This window comes from Kitasatospora sp. NPDC127035 (assembly GCF_042726075.1).
Taxonomy (GTDB): Bacteria; Actinomycetota; Actinomycetes; order Streptomycetales; family Streptomycetaceae; genus Kitasatospora.
This window is the reverse complement of record NZ_JBHXDN010000012.1, coordinates 91,459-112,535: the sequence shown is the minus strand read 5'-3', so window position 1 is coordinate 112,535 and position 21,077 is coordinate 91,459. Positions and strand designations below refer to the sequence as shown.

Genomic DNA, 21,077 nt, shown 5'->3' with positions numbered 1-21,077 from the left:
GGGAGCCCGGGGGCGTCGTCCCGGGGGCGTCCCAGCGGGGGGGGGTGCCCCCCCACGCCTGGGTGTGCCCCCCCCCCCACCGGCGCCCATAGCGGCGCGGCCGGTCCCGGACGCCACCCCGCTCCTCCCGGCGCTTCCCCGCTCCTCCCCTCTCCTCCTCGCGCCGGTCCTGGCGCGCAGCTCGCGGCCGAGCGCCGCCGACACCCGGCCCACCGCCGACACCCGGCCCACCGCCGACACCCGGCCGACCGTCGACACCCGGCCGACCGTCGATTCCCGGCCGACCTCACCGACCGCCGTTCGTACCGGGCCCGTCCGGGACGGCCGTCCGGACGGCCACCGCCCGGGTGAACCGGCCGCCGGGCCCCCCGCACCCGCGCCCCGCGCGACGGGCGGCGATGGTAGGCATGGGCCGCATGCAGTGGTTCGCGGCACCCGAGTACTGGCTCAGCAGACTGCTCGTGCAACGGCTGCTGGCCGCCGTCTACCTGACCGGCTTCCTCGCCGCCGCCCTCCAGTTCCGCGCCCTGATCGGCGCCGGCGGCATGCTGCCCGTGCCCCGCTTCACCGCCCGGGTCCCGTTCCGGCAGTCGCCCGGTCTCTTCCACCTCCACTACAGCGACCGCTTCTTCGCCGCCGTCGCCTGGACCGGCGCCGCGCTCTCCGCCGCCCTCGCCGGCGGCCTCGGCGACGCCGTCCCGCTCTGGGCGTCGATCCTCTGCTGGGCGGCGCTCTGGGTCCTCTACCTCTCGATCGTCAACGTCGGACAGACCTGGTACTCCTTCGGATGGGAGTCACTGCTGCTGGAGGCGGGCTTCCTCGCCGCCTTCCTGGGCAACGCCGACACCGCCCCGCCCGCGCCGGTTCTCTGGCTGATGCGCTGGCTGGTCTTCCGGGTCGAGTTCGGCGCGGGCCTGATCAAACTCCGCGGCGACAGCTGCTGGCGGGACCTGACCTGCCTGCGCTACCACCACGAGACGCAGCCCATGCCCGGTCCGCTCAGCTGGTTCTTCCACCGCCTGCCCGACCCGCTGCACCGCGTCGAGGTGGCCGCCAACCACGTCACCCAGCTCGCCGTCCCGGTCTGCCTGCTCCTCCCGCAGCCCGTCGCCACCTTCGCCGCCTGCGTCGTGATCGCCACCCAGCTCTGGCTGATCGCCTCCGGCAACTTCGCCTGGCTCAACTGGCTCACCATTGCCCTCGCCCTCGCCGCCGTCGACCCCGCCCGCCTCGGCCTCCCGGCCCACCCCCGGGCGTACGGTGCCGCGCCCGCCTGGTACGAGGCACTGGTCCTGGCCCTGGCCGCCGCCGTCCTCGTCCTCAGCTACTGGCCGGTCCGGAACATGGTCTCCCGCCGCCAGGTCATGAACCGTTCCTTCAACCGCCTCCACCTGGTCAACTCCTACGGCGCCTTCGGCAGCGTCAACCGGCTCCGCCAGGAGGTCGTGGTCGAGGGCACGGACGAACCGGCCGTCACCCGGCACACCGTGTGGAAGGAGTACGGCTTCAAGGGCAAGCCCGGTGACGTGCGCCGCCTTCCGCGCCAGTACGCCCCCTACCACCTGCGGCTCGACTGGCTGATGTGGTTCGCCGGCATCTCGCCCGCGTACGCCCGGCCCTGGTTCCTGCCCTTCGTCGCCCGACTGCTGGTCAACGACCCGGACACCCTCCGCCTGCTGCGCCACAACCCCTTCCCCGACGCCCCACCGACCCACGTCCGGGCGACCCTCCACCTCTACCGGTTCACCGATTGGCGCGAACTTCGCGAAACCGGCGCGTGGTGGCACCGGACCGCGCTCTCCGAGTACCTCGCGCCGGTCGACCTCGCCGCCCTCGGCCGCAGCGGGTACCGCCCGCCGCCCGGGCACCGGCTCCGCACGGTGCCGACGGAGCGGATCCGGCGGCCGGGAACACACGGGGCGCCCACGCACCACCCGCCCGGCCGAACACCGGACCACCCGCCCGGCCCTCCCGAGTAGCGGCCAGGTGAGCGGTATGGCACGCCACACCCGACCGATGGACGGTGGGTGCGTGCAAGGCTCGAACGGGCACCCGTATTCTTGGCCTCCACAACAGGCAGCCCGACCGCGCACCCCTTGGCCCCTCCCGCCGGGGCCCCACGCGCACCCGGACCGCCGTCCCCCTCGACGCCAGCCCCGCCGCAGTCGCCCAGAACCGGACCTCACATGACAGTGCTTCACTCGCGCAACGCCGACGCAGCCGACGCCGCGGACGCCAAGGACGCCACCGACGCCAAGGACCTGGAGCAGACCCGCGGCCAGGCGGTCACCGCCGACACCGACCTCCGGGAAGAGCTCGGCCGGTACGCCGACCTCGGCGCCTTCACCCTCACCGCCGACACCCACGCCTGGTACGCGGCCGTCGACACCGTCGCCAGCCCCGAGGACGCCCGCGCGGCCTCCACCGTCCTCGCCGAGCTGCGCGGTCACGACCTCCAGCAGACCTGGGAGGACGTCACCGCGCTCGCCGCCGAGGTCAAGATCGACGCACCGGACACCGTCGGCAAGACCGCCGTCCTGGTCGAGATGCTGCAGCTCGTCCACCGGACCTCGACCATCCTCACCGGTGCCGCCTACGACGCCGACCTCGGCACCCTCGTCGCCGCCACCGCCGACCGGGCCTGGCGCCGTGAGCGGGGCGTCAAGCTCTCCTGGCTGCGCGCCCGCTCGCTGCGCAAGCAGGCCGCCGCCCTCGCCGCCACCTCCGGCCGACCGCGCCCGCAGGACCTGCACGAGGCACTCGCGTCGGCGGAGGTCGAACGCCGCGCCTGGACCGCCCTCGCCCCCGCCGGCACCCTGCCCGTCCCGCCGGCCGACGGCGCACTGGTCCACCGCACCGCCCTGGCGTTCGAGTCCATCAACACCGGCCTGCGCGACCTCGCCCGGCTGCTGCCCGGCCAGGACCTCGACGCGCTGTCCTTCCCGGACCTCGTCGACCTCGTCGACCGGCTCGCCGCGGACGAGGGCACCCTCTACCGCCTCCCCACCATCCGCACCCTGCGCGCCACCCTGGAGGACGCCGGCCTCGCCGACCTCCTCTCCGAGCTGACGGCCTCCCGCGCGGACCGCCGCGCTGCCGAGGCCGCCTACACCGCTCGCCAGGCGCTGGCCGGCGGCCAGCGCGACGGCCTCGCGGGCAGCGGCGAACCGGCCCCCACGGCGGAGGTCGAGGCGGCCGACGTCGAGACCGCCGGTGAGGCCGACGTCGTCGAGACCGAGGCCCCGACGGCTGCCGGGACCGATCTCGCGGACACCGAGACCGACGGCGTCGCGGACACCGTCGCGGACATCGCCGCCGAGGCCGGCGTCGATGAGTCGCCGGTCGAGGTCGAGGCCCCGGCCTCCGAGGCCCCGGGTACCGATGAGGCGGAGGCCGAGGCGGCCGTCGAAACGGTCGTCGAGTCGACCGTCGAGGAGAAGCCGCTCGTCGTCACTCTCCCCGCTCCGTCGCCGGCTGCCGATGACCTGGTCGGCGCCGCGCCGGTGGAGCCTTCGGCCGCAGAGGTCGAGACGGTGACCGAGGAGACTCCCGTCGTGGAGGCCGAGGCCGAGGCCGCTGACGCCGACGAGACCCACACCGAGGACAGAACGGCCGAGGACGAGACGGAGACCGAGTCCGTCGCCGAGCCGGTCGAGGAGGTCGCGACCGAGGTCGAGGCTCCGGCCGCCGCGGTGGTCGAGGAGACTGCGCCCGCTGTGGTCGAGGCCGAGGTTGTTGCCGAGGAGACTCCGGTCGTCGAGGCTCCGGTGGAGGTCGTGGCCGAGAAGGCTGCTGCCGTCGAGGTCGCGGTGGTCGAGGAGACTGCGGCGGTCGAGGCTCCGGCGGTCGAGGCTTCCGCCGAGCCCGTGGTCGAGGAGACTGCGCCCGCCGTGGGCGAGGCTGAGGTTGTGGCCGAGGAGGTCCCGGTCGTCGAGGTCGTGGCCGAGCCCGTGGTCGAGACTCCGGTCGAGGCCGAGAAGGCCGAGGCTGTGGTGGTGGAGACCGCGTCTGTCGAGGTCGTCGTCGAGGCTTCCGCCGAGCCCGTGGTCGAGGAGACCGCGCCCGCCGTGGTCGAGGCTGAGGTTGTGGCCGAGGAGGTCCCGGTCGTCGAGGTCGTGGCCGAGCCTGTCGTCGAGACTCCGGTCGAGGCCGAGAAGGCTGCTGCCGTCGAGGTCGCGGTGGTCGAGGAGACTGCAGCGGTCGAGGCTCCGGTGGTCGAGGCGCCGGTCGAGGCCGAGAAGGCCGAGGCTGTGGTGGTGGAGACCGCGTCTGTCGAGGTCGTCGTCGAGGCTCCCGCCGAGCCCGTGGCCGACGAGGCCGCGCCCGCCGTGGCCGAGGAGGTCCCGGTCGTCGAGGCGCCGGTCGAGGACGTTGCTCCGGAGCCGGTCGTCGAGCCGGTCGTGGTGGCGGATGTCGTCGTCGACGCCGAGCCCGAGACGCCCGTCGTCGTGGAGCCCGCCGCCGTTCCGGCCGCTCGGGCTGCGAAGCCGGCGTTCACGCCGGGTCGCCCGGTGACGGCCTACTCCGCCGAGGAACTGCTCGCGATCGTGCGCTGGATCGACGGCGACGGGGTCGGGCGGAGCGACGAGGAACTGCTCCGGGCCGCGATGAAGGAGCTGGGCTTCGCCCGTCTCGGCCCGCGCATCAAGGACGCGCTGGGCACCGCCGTGACGGCGGCGCGCGCCTGACGACGGAAGCGCCAGGGCCCGGTGGAAGCGGTACGCACCGCTTCCACCGGGCCCTTCCGTCGTCCGTGCCGCCGCCGTCCCGCTTCTCCGCGGGACGGCGGCCGGAGGAGCGTCAGCCGGCCTTGTTCCAGGGCTGGCTCGCCATCAGCGCCTTGACGTTGGCGACGTAGCCCGGGTTGGGAATGACCAGGCTGCCCGTGGTCGCGCCGGTGGCCGGGTCGGTGACGGTGTTGTAGTGGACGTTGCCGGCGCCCGCGTTGTAGGCGGCGATGACCAGGTCCAGCAGCGGGGCCTTGCCGGTGGCCGCGTCGGGGGAGAGGTCGTACTTCCCGCCGAACGAGGAGTCGCCGTAGTAGGCGATCAGCCAGTCCAGCAGCTGGGTGCCGAGTTGCACGTTCCCGTTCAGTGTCTTCGGGTCCGAGGCGGTGCCGAACTTGCTGTTCATCCAGCTCACGGTGGCGGGCATGATCTGCATGGTGCCGATGCCGCCGTCGCAGGCGAGGATGCCGGACTGCCAACCGCTCTCCTGCCAGGCGATCGCCTTCACCAGGTTGACCGGGAGCGGCGGGAGCTTGTCGGTGCCGCCGTTGCTGAGGAACAGCGTCCGGGACGTGCCGGCGGCGGTGGTGAGTGCGGCGGCGACGGCTTCCTTGGGGTCGTCGGGCTGGGGCTTGGTCGGTGTGCAACTGCTCTGCAGCGGCGGGACGTGCGGGGTCGCGGGCGCGGGCGGCGGCGGGGGCGCGACGGGACCCGGCTTCGCGGTGGGTGCCGGGGCGGCTGCGACGGCGGCGCCGGCCGGCGGCGCGACGGGCGCGGCGACGGGCGGTGCCTGCGGCGCGGGTGTGGTCTCGGCGGGCTTGGCGCTGCCGGGCTTGGCAGCGTTCGCCGCCGGGCCGGTGCTCGGCGACCGTGTGGCGGTCGGGCTCGGCTTCGCGGACTTGGACGCCGTGCCGTGCGGCGACGGGCCGGTGCTCGCGCTCGGCGTCGTCGGAGTGGACGCGGTCGCGGACGGCGAGGTGCTCGGCGAGACGCTCGGCGTGGGGGTCGGTGTCGCGGACGGCGAGGCGTCCGTGGTGGCCGCGGCCGGTGTCGCGGACGTCCCCGTGGCCCGTTCGTCGGCCTGCTTGGTGCCGCATCCCGTCAGGAGCGCGGTGGACACGGCTGCCGCCGAGACAGCCACCAGCGCTCGCCGTGACGCGTTTCCGCGCACGGCACCCACCCGTACCGCACCCCCCCGTACTGCACTAACCCGTACCGCACTCGCCCGTACTGCACTCACGTGCTTCCGTCCCCCCGTACATCACCGGCCGACCCGGTGAGAAGCCGACATCGTACGACGACCCGATCGTCCGACTGTCAGGTGGGGAGGCGGCGTTCGAGCCCTGCCGCCGCGCCCGGCTACTGCGGCAGCGCCCGCGCGAGTCCGGCGGTGAGCACCTCCGGCGCCTCCACCAGGGACGGTCCGTACCAGGTGAGGTGGCGACCGCTCACCAGGGCGACCGGAAGGCCGGGGAACGCCTCCGGGCCGTCGTCGGCGGTGAAGCGGTAGGGCTCGTCGGGAAGGACCACCAACTCCGGCCCGGCGGCCAGCAGGTCGGGCAGCGGGACGGCGGGGTAGCGGTCCGGACCGTCGGCGTGCAGGAGCCGGACGCCGAGCCGGCCGAGCAGGTCACCGGCGAACGTGTCGCGGCCGAGCACCATCCAGGGGCGGCGCCAGATCGGCACGACGGCCGGGCGGGGCGGACCGGGCAGGGGCCGGACCGCCGCCCACGCGGACTCGGCGGCGTCCAGCCACCCCGGGCGCGGCAGGCCGCAGCCGACCGTCAGCAGCCGGTGCAGCGAGTGGATCGCCTGGTCGAGCGTGCGGATGTCGGTGACCCAGACGGGCAGACCGGCCGCGCGCAGCGCGTCCAGGTCGGGCCGCCGGTTCTCCTCGTCGTTGGCGACCACCAGGTCGGGAGCGAGTGCCACGATCCGGGCCACGTCGGGGTTCTTGGTGCCGCCGATCCGGGTGACGGCCAGGTCGGCCGGGTGGCTGCACCAGTCGGTGGCACCGACCAGCAGACCGGGGTCGGTGGCGGCGAGCGCCTCGGTGAGCGAGGGGACCAGCGACACCACCCGCCGGACGGGTGCGGGACCGAGCGGAACGGTCAGACCCAGATCGTCGACCGGCACCGTACCCGCGGGCGCCGCTCCGGCCGACGCCGCGTCAGCGGGTCCCGTGCCCGCCGCTGTGGAGGGGGCGCCCGCTGAGGTCCACGGGGCGGAAGGGGAGGTCATCGCGCCACCCTAGACGTATCCGGAGCCGCCCGTCCGGGCAAACTCGTGGGAACCGCTCGGGCACCACGGCCGACTACCTGGTCCGGGTTCGTAGGACGGGCCCGAGCACGACCATTGACCAGGAGAGTTCTGATGCGCCCTCGCGTGTTCTGCGGTATCGCGGCCGCCGTCGCCCTGTTCGCCACCGCCTGTTCGAGCGACGGCGGAGGAAGCAGCGACGGTTCGAACGGCGGCGGTAGCGCACAGGCGACCGCCGCCGGCGCGTTCCCGGTCAAGGTGGCCGACTGCGCGGGCAAGGAGACCACGGTCAAGCAGGCTCCGAAGAAGATCGTCACCACCGACGCGGCCGGTCTGGAGATGCTGCTCCAGCTCGGCGCCGGCGACCGCGTGATCGGCACCGGCTTCCCGCCCGGCAAGGGAAGCCTGCCGGCCGCCGTCGCCGAGCAGGGGGCCAAGGTGCCGGTGCTCGGCGACGCCCTGATCCCCAAGGAGAAGCTGCTCGGCTCCGGTGCCGACCTCTACGTCGACACCTTCGGGCCGATGCCGATGATGGGCGCGGCCGGTGCCGGACCGACCGAGGAGGAGCTGAAGGCGGTCGGCATCCAGCACGTCCTGCTGCTCTCCACCGCGTGCGCCGGCACCCCGAAGGCGGCCAAGGGGCCCCGGACCGACCTCTCCGAGATCGAGAACGACATCCGCCGGCTCGGCGCGGTCACCGGGACCGCCGCCCGCGCCGAGGAACTGGTCGCCGCCATGGAGAAGCAGATCGGTGAGGTGCGAACCGCCACCGCCACGATTGCCGAAGCAGAGAGGCCCGGCTACTTCCTCTTCGACTTCGATGCCGGTACAAAGCAACCGATGGCTGTCTGCGGCAAGCAGGTCGCCAACGCGGTGATCACCCTGGCCGGTGCGCGCAACGTGTTCGCCGACTGCGACGCCGACTTCCGGCCCGTCTCCTGGGAGGACGTGGTGGCGAAGAACCCGGACTGGATCCAGCTCGCCGTGCGCAACCGCGGCAGCGAGGAGGCCAACCGTAAGGCCTTCGACGAGGCCGAGGCCTACCTCAAGGGCTTCCCGGCCACTCAGGGGCTGAAGGCCGTCCAGGAGGGGCACTTCCTGCGGATCGGCTCCGAGACCACCACCATCGCCGGGGTGCGCAACGCCGACACCGTCCGGCAGATCGCCGCCACCGTCCACCCGACGCTCGTCAAGAACGGGCAGTAGGCCGTGGCGTCGGCCACCGTCGCCGCCCGGCGCAGCCGCAGCCGTGCGCTGCGCGCCGGGCCGCTGGCGGCCGTCCTCACCGCGGCCCTCGTCGTGGCGCTGACCGCCGCCGTCTCGCTCGGCTCGGTGGACATCCCGCCCGGCGAGGTCTGGTCGGTGGTCGGCCGCCGGCTCACCGGGCAGAGCCCGGCGCCCGGCACCCGGGACCTCATCGTCTGGCAACTGCGCGTCCCCCGCGCCCTGCTGGCGGCCATGGTCGGGGCCGGGCTCGGCCTGGTCGGCACCGCCGTACAGGCGCTGGTCCGCAACCCGCTCGCCGATCCGTACCTGCTCGGCATCTCCTCCGGTGCCTCGCTCGGCGCCGTCGCCGTGATCGTCCTCGGGACCGGTCTGGGCCTGGAGATGAGCCTCGGGGGCGTGGCCGGGCTCACCGTCTCGCTGGCCGCCTTCCTCGGCGCGCTCGCCGCGTTCTCCCTGGTCTGGCTGCTGGCCAGGCGCGGCGGCGGGTTCTCGCCGCTGCGCCTGGTGCTGGCCGGCATCGGCATCGGCCAGTTCCTCACCGGCCTCACCAGCTACCTGGTGCTGCAGACCGGCGACGAGCAGCAGACCCGGGGCGTGCTGTTCTGGCTGATGGGCAGCCTGAGCGGCGCCACCTGGGGGCAGCTCGTCGTCCCCGCCGTCGCCGTGGTCCTCGGGCTGGCCGTGCTCCAGGGCCGCGCCCGGGGGCTCAACGCCATGCTGATGGGCGACGAGACGGCGGCCGGTCTCGGCGTCGACGTGGTCCGGCTGCGCCGTGAGATCTTCGCGGTGACCAGCGTCCTCACCGGTGTCCTGGTCGCCGTCTCCGGTGCGATCGGGTTCGTCGGTCTGATGGTCCCGCACGTCTGTCGCCTCCTGCTCGGCGGCGACCACCGCCGCCTGCTGCCGCTCTCCGCACTGACCGGCGCGGTGCTGCTCGTGATCGTCGACCTGCTCGCCCGGACCGTGCTGGACGGTCAGGAGGTGCCGATCGGCGTGGTCACCGCCCTGCTCGGCGCGCCCACCCTGCTCTACCTGCTGGACCGACGACTGGAGCGGAATTGAGAATCGCGGTCGAGGACCTGAGCGTCACCCTCGCGGGGCGGACGGTGGTCTCCGGCGTCCACCTGGTCGCCAAGGAGGGTGAGATCGCCGGCCTGGTCGGTCCCAACGGCAGTGGCAAGTCCAGCCTGCTGCGCACCGTCTACCGGCACCTGAAGCCGAGTGCCGGGCGCGTCCTGCTGGCGGGCCGGGAGCTGTCCGGGCTGACCCCGGCGCAGTCGGCCCGGCACATCGGGGCGCTGCCGCAGGAACGCGGCGGGGACTTCGAGCTGACCGTCCGCGAGGTGGTGGCGATGGGTCGAACCCCGTACAAGAAGGCGTTCGCCGGGGACGACGCCGAGGACCACCGGCTGGTCGACGACGCGCTGGTCCGGGTCGGGATGGCGGACGCGGATCACCGGCGGTTCGCCCAGCTCTCCGGTGGTGAGCGTCAACGCGTCTTACTGGCGCGGGCGTTGGCCCAGCAACCGGACGTCCTGGTGCTGGACGAGCCGACCAACCACCTGGACGTCCGGCACCAGGTCGAGCTGCTCGCGCTGCTGCGCGAGCAGCGCCGTACCACGCTGGTCGCGCTGCACGACCTGAACGCCGCCGCCTCGGTCTGCGACCGGTTGCACGTCCTGCACCGCGGGACCCTGGTGGCGTCCGGGACGCCGAGGGACGTGCTGACCGCCGAGCTGCTGGCCGAGGTGTTCGGGGTGCGGGCGGCGGTCGTCGAACACCCGCTCACCGGTGACCCGTTGATCGCCTTCGACCACCGTACGCCGGCGGGCGCGCCCGGCCGGGGGGCCGCGGACCTCGGCAAGGCAGGCCCGGCGGACTCGGACCTCGTGGCCCCGGTCGCGCCGTTACCCCTCGCGGCAACGGCAACGGCAACGGCAACGGCATCGGTGGGCGCAGGGGCGAGGTGGAAGCCGGGCCGGAAGTCGAACCGGAAGTCGGCTCTGGAGCCGAGCCTGGAGTCGAGCCTGGAGCCGGGGCCGGCGACGCTGCCGGCCCCGGCTGAGCCTCAGGAGGTCTCGTAGTGGCTCGGCCGGCCGTTGCGCTCGACCAGTCGGCCGACCTTCGCGGCCTCCTCGCTGCGCATCAACTCCCAGCCGCCGTCCTGGCGGTGGAGCACGGAGGAGTGCCACGGGGTCATCCACACGTCGGAGTGCTCCAGCAGCCGGATGCCGAACTTCAGCACGCCGGCCTTCTGCGGGTGGATGGAGAGCCGGAACGACCGGGGGTGCTGCTCGGCGATCAGGTCGCCCCAGGCGCGGCTGCGCTGGATGACGCCGTAGGCGCGGGCGCGGCAGTCGCGCTGCAGGGCGGACTTGGTGCCCTCGAAACCGAAGGTGTCCTCGGTGAGGAAGCGGGTGATGCCGCGATAGAGCTTGGCCGTCTCCTCGTCGGTCAGGATCTGCTCGCGCAGCTCCTCCTTGGTCGGCGCGTACTTCTCGTGCACCCGGGCGCGCTTCTCGTCGAAGGGCAGGTCGCCGAGGACGGCCCGCAGGTCGAAGGTGGCGAGGTGGGCGAGACCCTCGCGCTCGATCATCGCGGTCAGGGCGTCGGAGTACTCGTCGATGTGGTCGTCGGGGACGTGGATCAGGTCGCCGAAGATGTGCCCGTCCGAGCAGATCAGGATCTGCGCGCCCGGCTCGTAGAGCTTGCCGATCTGCTCGCAGAGCCCGTTGAGGAAGGTGAGCGAGAGCCGCTCGCCCTCGTCGGGCAGGTGGCTGAGCACCTTGGCGAGGTTGGGCGACTTGCACGGGAAGCCCGGCAGGGTGAACAGGATCGGGTCGCCGGCGGTGATGAAGTCCGCCAACTGCTCCAGCTGGAGCGGGAAGTCTTCGGGCGTGGTGTCGATCTCCGGGTCGGAGGCGCGGCGGTGCGGCAGCAGCAGGTCGACGATCTCGGCGGAGATGCGGGCGACGGTCTGGGCGTCCGGTGCGGTGTACCCGGATCCGGTGTCGCCGGTCCGGGTGCTGCCGGACTGGGCGTTGCTGGGCTGGGCGTTGCTGGGCTGGGAGTTGCTGGTGACAGTGCCGGCGGACGGCATGCTGGTCCTCCACGGAACGGTGTACGGGCTTCGGGCAGGCGGAGCCACGCCCCGGCGACGGTCGCCGGGACGCTGTGGTGGATGCCGGACGGTGCTGGGGCGGACCGGTCAGGACCGCTTGTCGTAGGCGACCGGGAGCCGGTTCACCCCACGGGCCAGGACGGCGGGCACCCAGGCGAGCGAGTCGATCTCCTCGCCGTCGGCGGCCGACGGCCGGAGGCCGGGCAGACGGGTGAGCAACGTGCCGATGGCGATCTGGAGTTCGGCCCGGGCCAGGGACGCGCCGGGGCAGAAGTGGATACCGTGGCCGAAGGCCATGTGGGCGTTGGGGGAGCGGTCGAAGTCCAGGACGTCGGCGTCCGGGAACTGCTCCTCGTCACGGTTGGCGGCGTTGAGCGAGATGATCACCGAGTCGCCGGCCGGGACGGTGGTCCCGTGCAGGTCGCTGTCCTCGGCGAAGAACCGCCAGGTGGTCAGCTCGAACGCGCCGTCGTAGCGGAGGAGTTCCTCGATGGCACGGGCGAGCAGCCGCGGGCCGGCGGCCTGGTCGCCGTCGTCCGCGGTGAGCGCGGTCCGCAGCCGGTCGAGCTGCTCCGGGTGGCGCAGCAGGGTGATCAGCATGGTGGTGATCTGGTTGGTGACCGGCTCCTGGCCGGCGACCAGCAGCTGGAACACCATCGAGTCGAGCTCCTCGGGGCTCAACTCGCCGGCGTCGCACGCCGTGACGAGCCGGCCGAGCAGGTCCACGCCGGGTCCGGCGGGGTCGTAGGTCGCGCGCTTGTGCGTGACCACCTCGGCGATGTAGTTCTGCAGGCCGTGCAGCCGGCCCTCGTACGCCGGTCGGCCCGGGTCCTGCGGGCCGACCGGTTGCACCACCTTGCCCCAGTCGCGGTCGAAGCGGACGGCCAGCTCCTGCGGCAGGCCGATCACCTCGGCCAGCACCCGGAACGGGTAGTGGGCCGCGAAGCCCGCCACCAGGTCGGCGCCGCCGGCCGGGGCGGTCTCCGGCAGTTCGTCGATCAGGGCGTCGGCCAGCTCCTGGATGCGCGGGCGCAGCGACTCCACCCGGCGCGGTGAGAAGGCGTCCAGGACGAGCCGGCGCATCGTGGTGTGCTTCGGCGGGTCCTGGTGGAGCAGGTGCACCTGGAGCTGCGAGTGCTGCGGCTCCGGCATGATCGAGGCGAGCCTGAGCCACTCCTCGTTGCCGAGGTCGTGGTTCTTGCCGAACCGGGGGTCGTTGAGCGCCTCGTGCGCGGCCTTGTAGCCGGTCACCAGCCAGGCGCCCACACCGCTCGGGAACTTCACCCGGTGCACGGGGCCGGCGGCGCGCATCTGCCGGTACAGCGGATAGGGGTCGCTCTTGTACTCCGGCCCGTACAGCGGGACCGGATCGGGGAGCTCGTCGTAGCCGAACGGGCAGCGCGACGCGTCGGCGGCGGGTGCCGTCGACGTCGTCTCTGCCGCGCCGGTCTGGCCGGCCGAGGCCGGGTCGTGGACGGTGTCGGTCATGCGGGTGTTTCCTCCGGTCGGGATCTGTGGTGCGCAGGAGGAGGTGCGACGGTGGTCACACTCTGCTGCGGATCGTCCGGTTGGTGCTGGTGGTGCCGGTGGTGCTGTCGCCGCCGGTGGCTCCGGCGGCGCGGTGGTGCAGGGTCAGGAGGACGACGGCGAGGGCGGTGAGCAGTCCGGCGAGCAGGAGCCCGGCGTGGATCCCGGCGACCTCGGTGGTGCCGTAGAGCGTGGCGGCGGTCCCGAGCGCCGGGCCGAGCGCGAACCCGAGGCTGCGGGCGAGCTGGACGGCCGAGCCGGCGGTGGCCATCTGCTCCCGCGGGGCGGAAGTCATCACCAGGGCCTGGACGGGGCCGCCGTTGAGGCCCATGCCGATGCCGGCCACTGCCAGGCGCCAGGCGATGTCGGCCGAGGACCAGCCGGTATCCACCGGGACGAGCAGCAGCAGGCCGAAGGCGGTCACGGCGGCGCCGGTCAGCGCGGTCGGGCGGGCTCCCCAGCGGTCGGCGAGCCGTCCGCCGAACCGGCCGGCCACCACCATGCCGAGCGGGAAGGCCAGCATGGTGACTGCCGTTCCGGTCGCGCTGACGCCGTCGTCCCGGCGCAGGTACTGGGCGAGCAGGTAGTGGTTGGCGGCGAACCCGGCGGCCAGCGCCAGCACCGATCCGTTCACGGCGGCGGTGCCGGAGGCCCGCATGACGGCCGCGACCGGCTTCCCGCCGGGCCGGCGCAGCCAGAACAGCGTCAGCGGCACGGCCGGCAGCAGGAGCAGCAGCCAGAGCGGGGCCTCGGGCGCCAGGGTGAGGCCGAGCAGGACGGCGGCCACCGCCGAGCCGATCAGCGCGGCGTCGCCCAGGGTGCTGCGGTCGGGCAGTCGCAGGCGCCCGCCGAGCGGGGCGTCGCGCCGGGTGATCAGCCAGGCGGCCAGACAGATCGGCAGCTTGACGAGGAAGATCGCCCGCCAGCCGACGTGGTCCAGCAGCAGGCCGCCGATCACCGGGCCGAGGACGGCGCCGAGCGGGCCCAGGGTGGCGGGCACGCTCATCGCGCGCCCGCGCAGCTCGGGCCGTACGGCGGTGGCGGCCAGTACCGGCATCAGGACGAACAGCACCGCGCCGAACGCGCCCTGGGCCAGCCGGGCGGCTATCAGCCAGCTCGCCCACGGTGCGGCGGCGGCCAGCGCGCTGCACAGGGCGAAGCCGCCGAGGGAGAAGAGCAGCGCGGAGCGGATGCCGACCTGGTCGAGCCACCGCCCGGCGGGAAGCAGCAGGGCCACCAGGGGGAGCTGGTAGCCGAGCACGGCCCACTGGGCGGTGGTCGAGGAGACGTCGAGGGCGTCGGCGATGTCGGTGAGCGCGAGGTTCACGACGTTCATGTCGAGCATCGCGACGAACGAGATCAGCCCGGCGGCCAGGACCAGGCTCCACCGGTCCTCCGACCGCGCCGGGTCGTCACCCGCCTTGCTGGTGGCGGGCGACTGCTGCGCTGCCATGGGTCATCCTCCGTCCGTTCCCCGTGCCGTCCGGACACCACCTCGGCGGCGGTGTCCGGTACAGCAGTCGGAGGCACACGAGGGTGAGTTCCGAACAGGTGAGGGATTTTTATGACTTGGCCGGATCATGGCGATCGTGGCCGATCTTGTCCGCCCGGGGGCCTCCGGAGGCGCGGTACTGGCGTCGGTGCGGTGCCGGCGGTCGGCCGACGTGGTCGGTGCCGGTGGCGTGCCGACCGCTTCAGCAGGCGGCGGCCAGCTCGGCGGGCGCTCCCGGAGGCGCGTCGCCGGTCTCGGCCGCCCGCAGACGGGCTATCAGCTCCTCCCGGGCCCGTGCCACCCGGGAGCGGACGGTGCCGACCGGGCAGCCGGCCACCTCGGCGGCCTCCGCGTAGCTCAGCCCGACCACCTGGGTGAGCACGAAGGCCTCGCGCCGCTGGGCGGGCACCCGGTCCAGGAGGTCGCCCAGCGCCACGCCGTCCTCGAAGCCGGCGGTGGGCGCGGTGCCCTGTCGCTCGGCGGCCTCCTGCCAGTCCGGCAGCGCGGCGCAGCGGGGCCGGGCGGCGGCGGTGCGGTAGCGGTCGATGACGGTCCGGCGGGCGATCGACAGCAGCCAGGTGCGGGCGGAGGACCGTCCGGCGAACCCCGGCAGGCTGCGCAGGGCCCGAAGGAAGGTCTCCTGGGCCAGGTCGTCGGCGGACTGGACGTCGGTGAGGTGGGCGACGAACCGCCAGACGTCCCGCTGGGTGGCCCGGACGAAGGCCTCGACGTCGGCGGGCCGGCCCTCCCGGGCGGCCAGGGCGAGCGCGGTCAGCTGTTCGTCATCCACGGCGGCCTCCCACCCGGGCGGTCGCACGTCGGGGCGGGTGCGGGACGATGGTCACATGAGATGCGCGCAACTCCGTACCGCTCTGTCCGCACGCCTCGACGGCGAACCCGCCGGTGTGCCGGACCGTCGGCTGGACAAGCACGTCGCGCGCTGCGCGGCGTGCCGGGACTGGCTGGAGCAGGCGGAGCGACTGCGCGGCCCACTGCTCGCGGACCGGACCGACGGACCCTCCGACGACTGGTCCGCGGGGCTCCTCGCCCGCCTCGCGGCGGAGCGCGGCGACGCGGACCGGGGAGACGCGGGCCGGGGCAGTGCTGGATCGGGCCGTCCCGGGCAGGGGGACGACGGGCGGACGCGGTAGGACGGTGGCGCCGGACGAGGCCGGTGCGCCGTCGTAGTCAGGCATGGAAGGTCCTGAGGGGAAGACAGGGGCGGTGCCGCTGCGGGCGGCACCCTCGGCGTCGGTGGGCCGGTCGTGCCACGTCGCCCCGCATGACTGCGGGGGCGGCGGCACGTGCCGGGCCCGGGCCCTGGCGGCGCGGCGGCGCCGGACGCACTCCGGAGTAGCGGTACTCGGGAGTGCGCGGTGTCCGGCGGAACGGCGCAGGGCGACCGGCCCGTCGCGCCCCGGACACCGGTGGTGTCGGGGGAGGCGGCGGGCGCGTCAGCGGGCGATCGCGAGGACCGGCGGACCGCGTCGGACCAGGGCGTGCGAGAGCAGCACCAACCGGGGCGGCCGGGTCCGGTGGCCGGCGGTTCTCGGTGCGGTCGGCGGCCGGAGGCCGACCGGACAGCCGAGCAGGGCCAGCAGCGGCACCAGCAGTGCGCCCGCCAGCACCGAGCCCAGCGAACCGAGCAGTTCGAACAACCGGGCCAGGGCCGCCTCACCGCGCCAGAGCAGCAGCGCACAGGCCAGCGCGGCGAGCACGTGGGCGGTGATCATGCCGGGCGTCATGCCGTGCGCGGCCATGTCGTGCGCCGCCGTCCCGTGGGCCGCCAGACCGTCCCCGGACGTCGCGGCGCCGGACAGCGCGGACGGGTCCGCGGTGGTCGCCGCGCCGTGCGCGTGGTGCTGGACGGCTGCCGTCGTGACGGCCGGTGGCACCGCCGGGTCGAGTCCGGCCATCCGGGCCAGGTCGTCCGGCGAGAGGCCGGTGGGAGAGGCTTCCGGATTGCAGAGCAGCAGCGAGGCCCAGTCGGTCCCGGCCAGCCGGCCGAGCCCGCCGCCCCCGGCGAGCGTTCCGGCCTGTTCGAACGTCAGGTGGAGCGCGGTCTGCGCGGCCACCATCCAGACGCTGATCAGGCCGAGCCCCCGCTGTCGCCCGGCCAGCAGCCAGGTGAGGCCGAGGGTCAGACCGAAGGCGCCCGCCAGTACCGGGGGGGAGATCCCGGCGCCGGCCATGGCGACGTGAGCCGCGGCGGCCAGCGCTACGCAGAGCGCAGCGAAGACCACGGCGCGCAGCGAGCGGATCCGGTCGGTCATCACGATGACACTCATCGTCGCACCCGCCTCCGTCGGCCAGTACCGCACCCTCGGGTATTGGCCGGTTCCGCCCCCGTCCCGCCACGTCCGACCACCACGGGCACCGCTGTCCCGGGCAAGCCGTTCGGGCACTACCGCCCTGTGCGGGCGGCGGGAACGGGTGGGGTGGCCGGGGGCCGTGCGGTGGCTGGTTCATGACGGTACGGACGTCCCGCTTGCGACGTCTGTGCCTGAATACCCGTTAGTCGTACCAGCAGCACGGTTTGACAGCTTCCTTTCCGGTACGTACTAGATGTGACCCCGCGATGTGACCCCGCGCACACGGGGTGTGAGGGGGCAGGAGGACAGGCATGAGCACCGCCGCCACACCCGACGCCGAGGCCGCACCCGAGGCCGCACCCGAGGCCGCACCCGAGGCCGCACCCGAGGCCGCACCCGAGGCCGACGCCGGGGTGCCCGGCGCCGGCGTTCCCGCCGTGGACCTCGCCGACCCCGCGTTCTGGCGGCTGCCCGCCGCCGTCCGCGCCGCCGCCTTCGCCGAACTGCGCCGCCTCCCCGCCCCGGCCCGGTTCGGCGGACCCGGCTCCGGGCACCCCGGCCACGGCTTCCACGCCCTCGTCCGGCACGCCGACGTCGTCGAGGCCGGCCGCACCCCCGCCGTCTTCCTCAGCGGACCGGGCGTCACCACCCCCGAACCGGCGCGCTGGGTCCGGCTGCTGTTCGGGGACTCCATGGTCAACCTGGACGACCCCCGCCACGCCCAGCTGCGCCGCATCGTCTCCCGGGCCTTCACCCCGCGGCTGATCTCCAAGGTCGAGGACGACATCCGGCGGGTCGCCGCCGACCTCGTCGACCGGGTGGAGCGCGAGCGCCCCGAGGACTTCGTCACCTCGGTCGCCGCCGAGCTCCCGTTCCAGGTGATCTGCAACATGATGGGCATCCCCGAGGAGCCCCGTCGCGTGATCCTCGACCAGGTCAACCACGCGTCCGAGCACACCGGCGTCGCCCGCCCGCTGCGCGCCCGGCTCCGGATGCCCGGCCGCGGCCTGCTGGCACTGGCCCGGATGCAGGGCATGGTCGCCGACCTCGGCCGCGAGCGCCGCCGCCGCCCCGCCGACGACCTCGTCACCGCCCTCGTCACCGCCGACGTCGACGGCCGCCGCCTGACCGGCCGTGAGCTCGGGGCCTTCTTCTCCCTGCTGCTCGTCGCCGGCGTCGAGACGACGCGCAACGCGCTCGCCCACGGCCTCCACCTGCTCACCGCCCACCCGGAACAACGGGCCCTGCTCGTCGGCGACCTCGACCGGCACCTCGGCGGGGCGGTCGACGAGATCGTCCGCCACGCCACCCCGATCATCCAGTTCCGCCGGACCCTGGCCGTCGACCACCGGCTCGGCGGCCCCGACGGCCCGTTGCTGAGGGCCGGGGACAAGGCGGTGCTCTACTTCGGCTCCGCCAACCGCGACGAGACGGTCTTCGCCGACCCGGACGCCTTCGACATCACCCGCAGCCCCAACCCCCACCTCGGGTTCGGCGGCGGCGGACCGCACTACTGCCTCGGCGCGCACCTCGCCCGGCAGGAGATGAAGGTGCTCTACCGGGAGCTGTTCACCCGCCTGCCCGGGATCCGCTCGGTCGGCGAGCCGGAGCTGGTCCCGTCCAGCTTCGACCACCGGGTCCGGTCGCTGCGGTTCACCTTCTGAGTGCCCTCCGGGCGCGCTCGGAGGGCGCTCCGGACGGCCCCCGAGCGCCGCCTGAGCGCAGGCCACGCAGGCCACGCCGGCCACGGCGCGCGGGTCAGCCGCCGGTCGGGATGCCCCGGTCGGTCTTGACCTGCTTCATCGTCAGGTGGGAGTTGACCTGGGCGATCCCCGGCAGCCCGGAGAGCACGCCGGTGATGAACCGCTCGTACGCGGCGATGTCCGCCACCGCGATCCGCAGCAGGTAGTCCGGCTCCCCGAACAGCCGGTGCGCCTCCACCACCTCCGGCAGCTCGGCCACCCGCCGTTCGAACTCCGCCACCGTGACCTGGTCCTCGTGCCGCATGGTGATCGTCACGAAGGGCTGGAAGCCGCGCCCGACCGCCGCGCCGTCCAGCAGGGCCCGGTAGCCGCGGATCACGCCGTCCTGTTCCAGCTGCCGGACCCGGCGCAGGCAGGGCGAGGGGGTGAGGTCGACCCGGGCGGCCAGTTCGGCGTTGCTGAGACGGCCGTCCTGCTGGAGCTCGTGGAGGATTCTGCGGTCAATTCGGTCCATGGCGCAATATTCTGCCAAAAGGTGGTGAAGGCGGGCACGAAGTAGCCATCGCATGCCAGGCCGATCCGGCTACCGTCAGTGACCGCAACCCGCCCGGCCGAGCACGACAGGTCACCGCCATGGACACCCACGCCCTCCTCCTCTTCCTGGGGGTCGACCTGCTACTGGTCTGTACGCCCGGCCCCGACTGGCTCTACATCGCCGCCCGCGGCCTCGGCCAGGGCCGGCGCGCCGCACTGACCGCCGTCGCCGGGGTCTGCGCCGGCTACACGGTCCACACCCTGCTCTCCAGCGCCGGACTCGCCGCGGCCCTGCGGGCCGTCCCCGCGGCCCTGCCCGTCCTCCGCGTCACCGGCGCCGTCTACCTGCTGGTCCTCGCCGTCACCATGCTGCTCGCGCTCCGCCGCGGACGGGGCGGCACCGCCCTCGCCGCACCCCGGCCGCAGCCCACGGCCACGGTGCTGCGCCAGTCCGCTCTCACCGCGCTGCTCAACCCCAAGGGCCTGCTGCTCTACCTCTCCCTGGTGCCGCAGTTCGTCGACCCCGCCGCAGGGCTGCCGGTCGGCGGCCAGGTGCTCGTGCTCGGCACGCTCAACGTGCTGGCCTGCGCCGTCGTCTACGGGCTGGTCGCGCACGCCAGCGGACGGCTCGGCGGCCGCTTCGGCGCCGACCCGGCCGCCGCCCGCCGGATGACCGTCGTCTCGGCGGTCCTGCTGATGCTTGTGGCGGGTGTCACGGCGACCGCCTGAGGACGGGAGCAGAATGCGCTCATGACAGACCGTTCGACGTCCTCACCGCCCGGCCCCGGTCCCGTGCCCGTCGGGGACCTGCCCACCGCCGATGCCTGGGCCGCCCTCGGGGGGCCGGCGGACCTGCTGGAGCGGGTCGCCTTCCACGGCCCCGACGCGGTGCTGCCCTCCCGGCTCCCCGTCCTGCGCCTCGCCCGGGCCACCGTCGCCGCCTGCTCGCTGGCCGCCGCCGAACTCGCCGCGCTGCGGTCCGGCGGACCGGTACCGGAGGTCGGGATCGACCACGGCGCCGTCGCCACCGCCTTCGTCAGCGAACGCCACCTGCGGATCGACGGCCGGACCCCGGTCTCCTTCGCGCCGCTCTCCGGCTTCTGGCAGACCGCCGACGGCTGGCTCCGGACCCACGCGAACTACCCGCACCACCGCGAGCGGCTGCTCACCGCCCTCGGCCTGCCCGCCGACACCGGGCCCGAGCGGCTCGCCGCGGAGCTGCGGCAGCGGCCGGCCGCGTCGGTCCAGGAGCGCGCGTACGCGGCGGGGGCGCTCGCTGTCGCCGTCGCGCCGGTCCGGGAGACCGCGCTGCCGCTGGTCGAGTCCCGGGTCGTCGACGAGGCCGCCCCCCGGCCCCTGGGCCCCGCCCCGCTCCCCGCCGCCGGGATCCGCGTCCTCGACCTCACCCGGGTCATCGCCGGACCGGTCGCCACCCGCACCCTCGCCCTGCTCGGCGCCGACGTGCTCCGGGTCGACTCACCCCGGCTCCCCGAGGCCGAGGACGCCCACGTCGACACGGGCCTCGGCAAGCGCTCCACCCGCCTCGACCTCGCCGACCCCGCCGACCGGGCCGTCCTGGAGACCCTGCTCGCCACCGCCGACGTCGTCGTCACCGGCTACCGCCCCGGCTCCCTCGACGCCCACGGCCTGGCCCCCGAGGCGCTGCTCGCACGCCGCCCCGGGCTGGTCGTCGCACAGCTCAACGCCTGGGGCTGGACCGGACCCTGGTCCGGCCGGCGCGGCTTCGACAGCCTGGTCCAGGCAGGCGTCGGCATCGCCGGGATCGAGGCCGGCGCCGACGGCCGCCCCGGTGTGCTGCCCGCCCAGGCCCTCGACCACGGCACCGGCTACCTGATCGCGGCCGGGGTCCTGCGGGCCCTCACCGACCAGCGCACGACCCGCCCGGGCGGCCGCCGGCTGCGCTACTCCCTGGCCGGCACCGCCTCCTGGCTGCTGGAGGGCATCGCGCCCACCGCCGACCCGCGCGTCCTTCCGAACGACGAGCCGTACGACCCGGCGCGCTGGATCACCGAGACCGACTCGCCGTACGGGCGGCTGCGCCACGCCCTGTCGCCCGTCGCGTACGCGGGCGCCCCGGCGGGGTGGTCGCGCCCGCCGGGGCGTTGGGGGACGGACGCCCCCGCCTGGCACTGACCCCCCGATCGGTGGATCGGC

Annotated in this window: 16 protein-coding genes and 1 pseudogene; 9 read left to right on the top strand and 8 right to left on the bottom strand. The window is 74.5% G+C overall.

The features are described 5' to 3' along the window. Positions 1-416 precede the first annotated feature (416 nt). Both ACFWIC_RS10905 and ACFWIC_RS10900 read left to right on the top strand, forming a co-directional pair. Positions 417-1,979, top strand: coding sequence for a lipase maturation factor family protein (locus ACFWIC_RS10905; protein ID WP_380517843.1), 1,563 nt, complete (start codon positions 417-419; stop codon positions 1,977-1,979). Between the two features lie 207 nt (positions 1,980-2,186). Further along, the gene (locus ACFWIC_RS10900; protein ID WP_380517742.1) at positions 2,187-4,688 is read left to right on the top strand and encodes a hypothetical protein; all 2,502 of its coding nucleotides are present in this window, start codon (positions 2,187-2,189) and stop codon (positions 4,686-4,688) included. Positions 4,689-4,800: 112 nt separating this feature from the next. Here the strand turns inward: ACFWIC_RS10900 and ACFWIC_RS10895 are convergent, their stop codons facing one another. Beyond that, positions 4,801-5,847 carry a transglycosylase SLT domain-containing protein gene (locus tag ACFWIC_RS10895; protein WP_329950853.1) on the bottom strand — a complete coding sequence of 349 codons (1,047 nt, stop codon included), beginning with the start codon at positions 5,845-5,847 and terminating at the stop codon, positions 4,801-4,803. Positions 5,848-6,086: 239 nt separating this feature from the next. Next, positions 6,087-6,968 carry a helical backbone metal receptor gene (locus ACFWIC_RS10890; RefSeq protein WP_380363641.1) on the bottom strand — a complete coding sequence of 294 codons (882 nt, stop codon included), beginning with the start codon at positions 6,966-6,968 and terminating at the stop codon, positions 6,087-6,089. Between the two features lie 132 nt (positions 6,969-7,100). On the opposite strand from ACFWIC_RS10890, the gene ACFWIC_RS10885 reads away from it, so the two are divergent. From ACFWIC_RS10885 to ACFWIC_RS10875, 3 genes and pseudogenes are all read left to right on the top strand, one after another. Then, on the top strand, positions 7,101-8,192 hold the full coding sequence (locus tag ACFWIC_RS10885; protein WP_329950851.1) for an ABC transporter substrate-binding protein: 1,092 nt from the start codon (positions 7,101-7,103) through the stop codon (positions 8,190-8,192). 3 nt (positions 8,193-8,195) lie between these two features. Beyond that, positions 8,196-9,275, top strand: coding sequence for an iron ABC transporter permease (locus tag ACFWIC_RS10880; protein ID WP_355401417.1), 1,080 nt, complete (start codon positions 8,196-8,198; stop codon positions 9,273-9,275). Continuing rightward, positions 9,272-10,063, top strand: a pseudogene (locus ACFWIC_RS10875) (ABC transporter ATP-binding protein); the annotation flags it as partial. The gene ACFWIC_RS10880 and the pseudogene ACFWIC_RS10875, both read left to right, overlap by 4 nt. A 218-nt stretch (positions 10,064-10,281) precedes the next feature. Here the strand turns inward: ACFWIC_RS10875 and ACFWIC_RS10870 are convergent. The 4 genes from ACFWIC_RS10870 to ACFWIC_RS10855 form a co-directional block, all read right to left on the bottom strand. After that, positions 10,282-11,313: an L-tyrosine/L-tryptophan isonitrile synthase family protein gene (locus ACFWIC_RS10870; RefSeq protein WP_380517737.1), complete on the bottom strand. Its 1,032-nt coding sequence runs from the start codon at positions 11,311-11,313 to the stop codon at positions 10,282-10,284. A 108-nt stretch (positions 11,314-11,421) separates the two neighbouring features. Further along, positions 11,422-12,822 carry a cytochrome P450 gene (locus tag ACFWIC_RS10865; protein ID WP_329879071.1) on the bottom strand — a complete coding sequence of 467 codons (1,401 nt, stop codon included), beginning with the start codon at positions 12,820-12,822 and terminating at the stop codon, positions 11,422-11,424. Positions 12,823-12,877: 55 nt separating this feature from the next. Beyond that, a complete protein-coding gene (locus ACFWIC_RS10860) occupies positions 12,878-14,314 on the bottom strand; it encodes an MFS transporter (protein ID WP_329879072.1) in 1,437 nt (478 codons plus the stop codon). A 241-nt stretch (positions 14,315-14,555) separates the two neighbouring features. Next, complete coding sequence (locus tag ACFWIC_RS10855) at positions 14,556-15,143, bottom strand: sigma-70 family RNA polymerase sigma factor (RefSeq protein ID WP_329879073.1); 588 nt, start codon at positions 15,141-15,143, stop codon at positions 14,556-14,558. A gap of 55 nt (positions 15,144-15,198) precedes the next feature. On the opposite strand from ACFWIC_RS10855, the gene ACFWIC_RS10850 reads away from it, so the two are divergent. After that, the gene (locus ACFWIC_RS10850; RefSeq protein ID WP_329879074.1) at positions 15,199-15,504 is read left to right on the top strand and encodes a zf-HC2 domain-containing protein; all 306 of its coding nucleotides are present in this window, start codon (positions 15,199-15,201) and stop codon (positions 15,502-15,504) included. Between the two features lie 303 nt (positions 15,505-15,807). On the opposite strand, the gene ACFWIC_RS10845 is transcribed toward ACFWIC_RS10850, so the two are convergent. Further along, positions 15,808-16,641 (bottom strand): hypothetical protein, encoded by an 834-nt coding sequence (locus ACFWIC_RS10845; protein WP_380517732.1) that lies wholly within the window; start codon positions 16,639-16,641, stop codon positions 15,808-15,810. 335 nt (positions 16,642-16,976) lie between these two features. On the opposite strand from ACFWIC_RS10845, the gene ACFWIC_RS10840 reads away from it, so the two are divergent. After that, positions 16,977-18,329, top strand: coding sequence for a cytochrome P450 (locus ACFWIC_RS10840; protein WP_380517728.1), 1,353 nt, complete (start codon positions 16,977-16,979; stop codon positions 18,327-18,329). A 94-nt stretch (positions 18,330-18,423) separates the two neighbouring features. Here the strand turns inward: ACFWIC_RS10840 and ACFWIC_RS10835 are convergent, their stop codons facing one another. Next, on the bottom strand, positions 18,424-18,882 hold the full coding sequence (locus ACFWIC_RS10835) for an Lrp/AsnC family transcriptional regulator (RefSeq protein WP_380356014.1): 459 nt from the start codon (positions 18,880-18,882) through the stop codon (positions 18,424-18,426). Positions 18,883-19,001: 119 nt separating this feature from the next. Here ACFWIC_RS10835 and ACFWIC_RS10830 point away from each other — a divergent pair, with 119 nt between their 5' ends. Beyond that, complete coding sequence (locus ACFWIC_RS10830; protein WP_329950845.1) at positions 19,002-19,631, top strand: LysE family translocator; 630 nt, start codon at positions 19,002-19,004, stop codon at positions 19,629-19,631. A gap of 21 nt (positions 19,632-19,652) precedes the next feature. Beyond that, the gene (locus tag ACFWIC_RS10825) at positions 19,653-21,056 is read left to right on the top strand and encodes a CoA transferase (RefSeq protein WP_380517724.1); all 1,404 of its coding nucleotides are present in this window, start codon (positions 19,653-19,655) and stop codon (positions 21,054-21,056) included. The last annotated feature ends 21 nt before the right edge of the window (positions 21,057-21,077 follow it).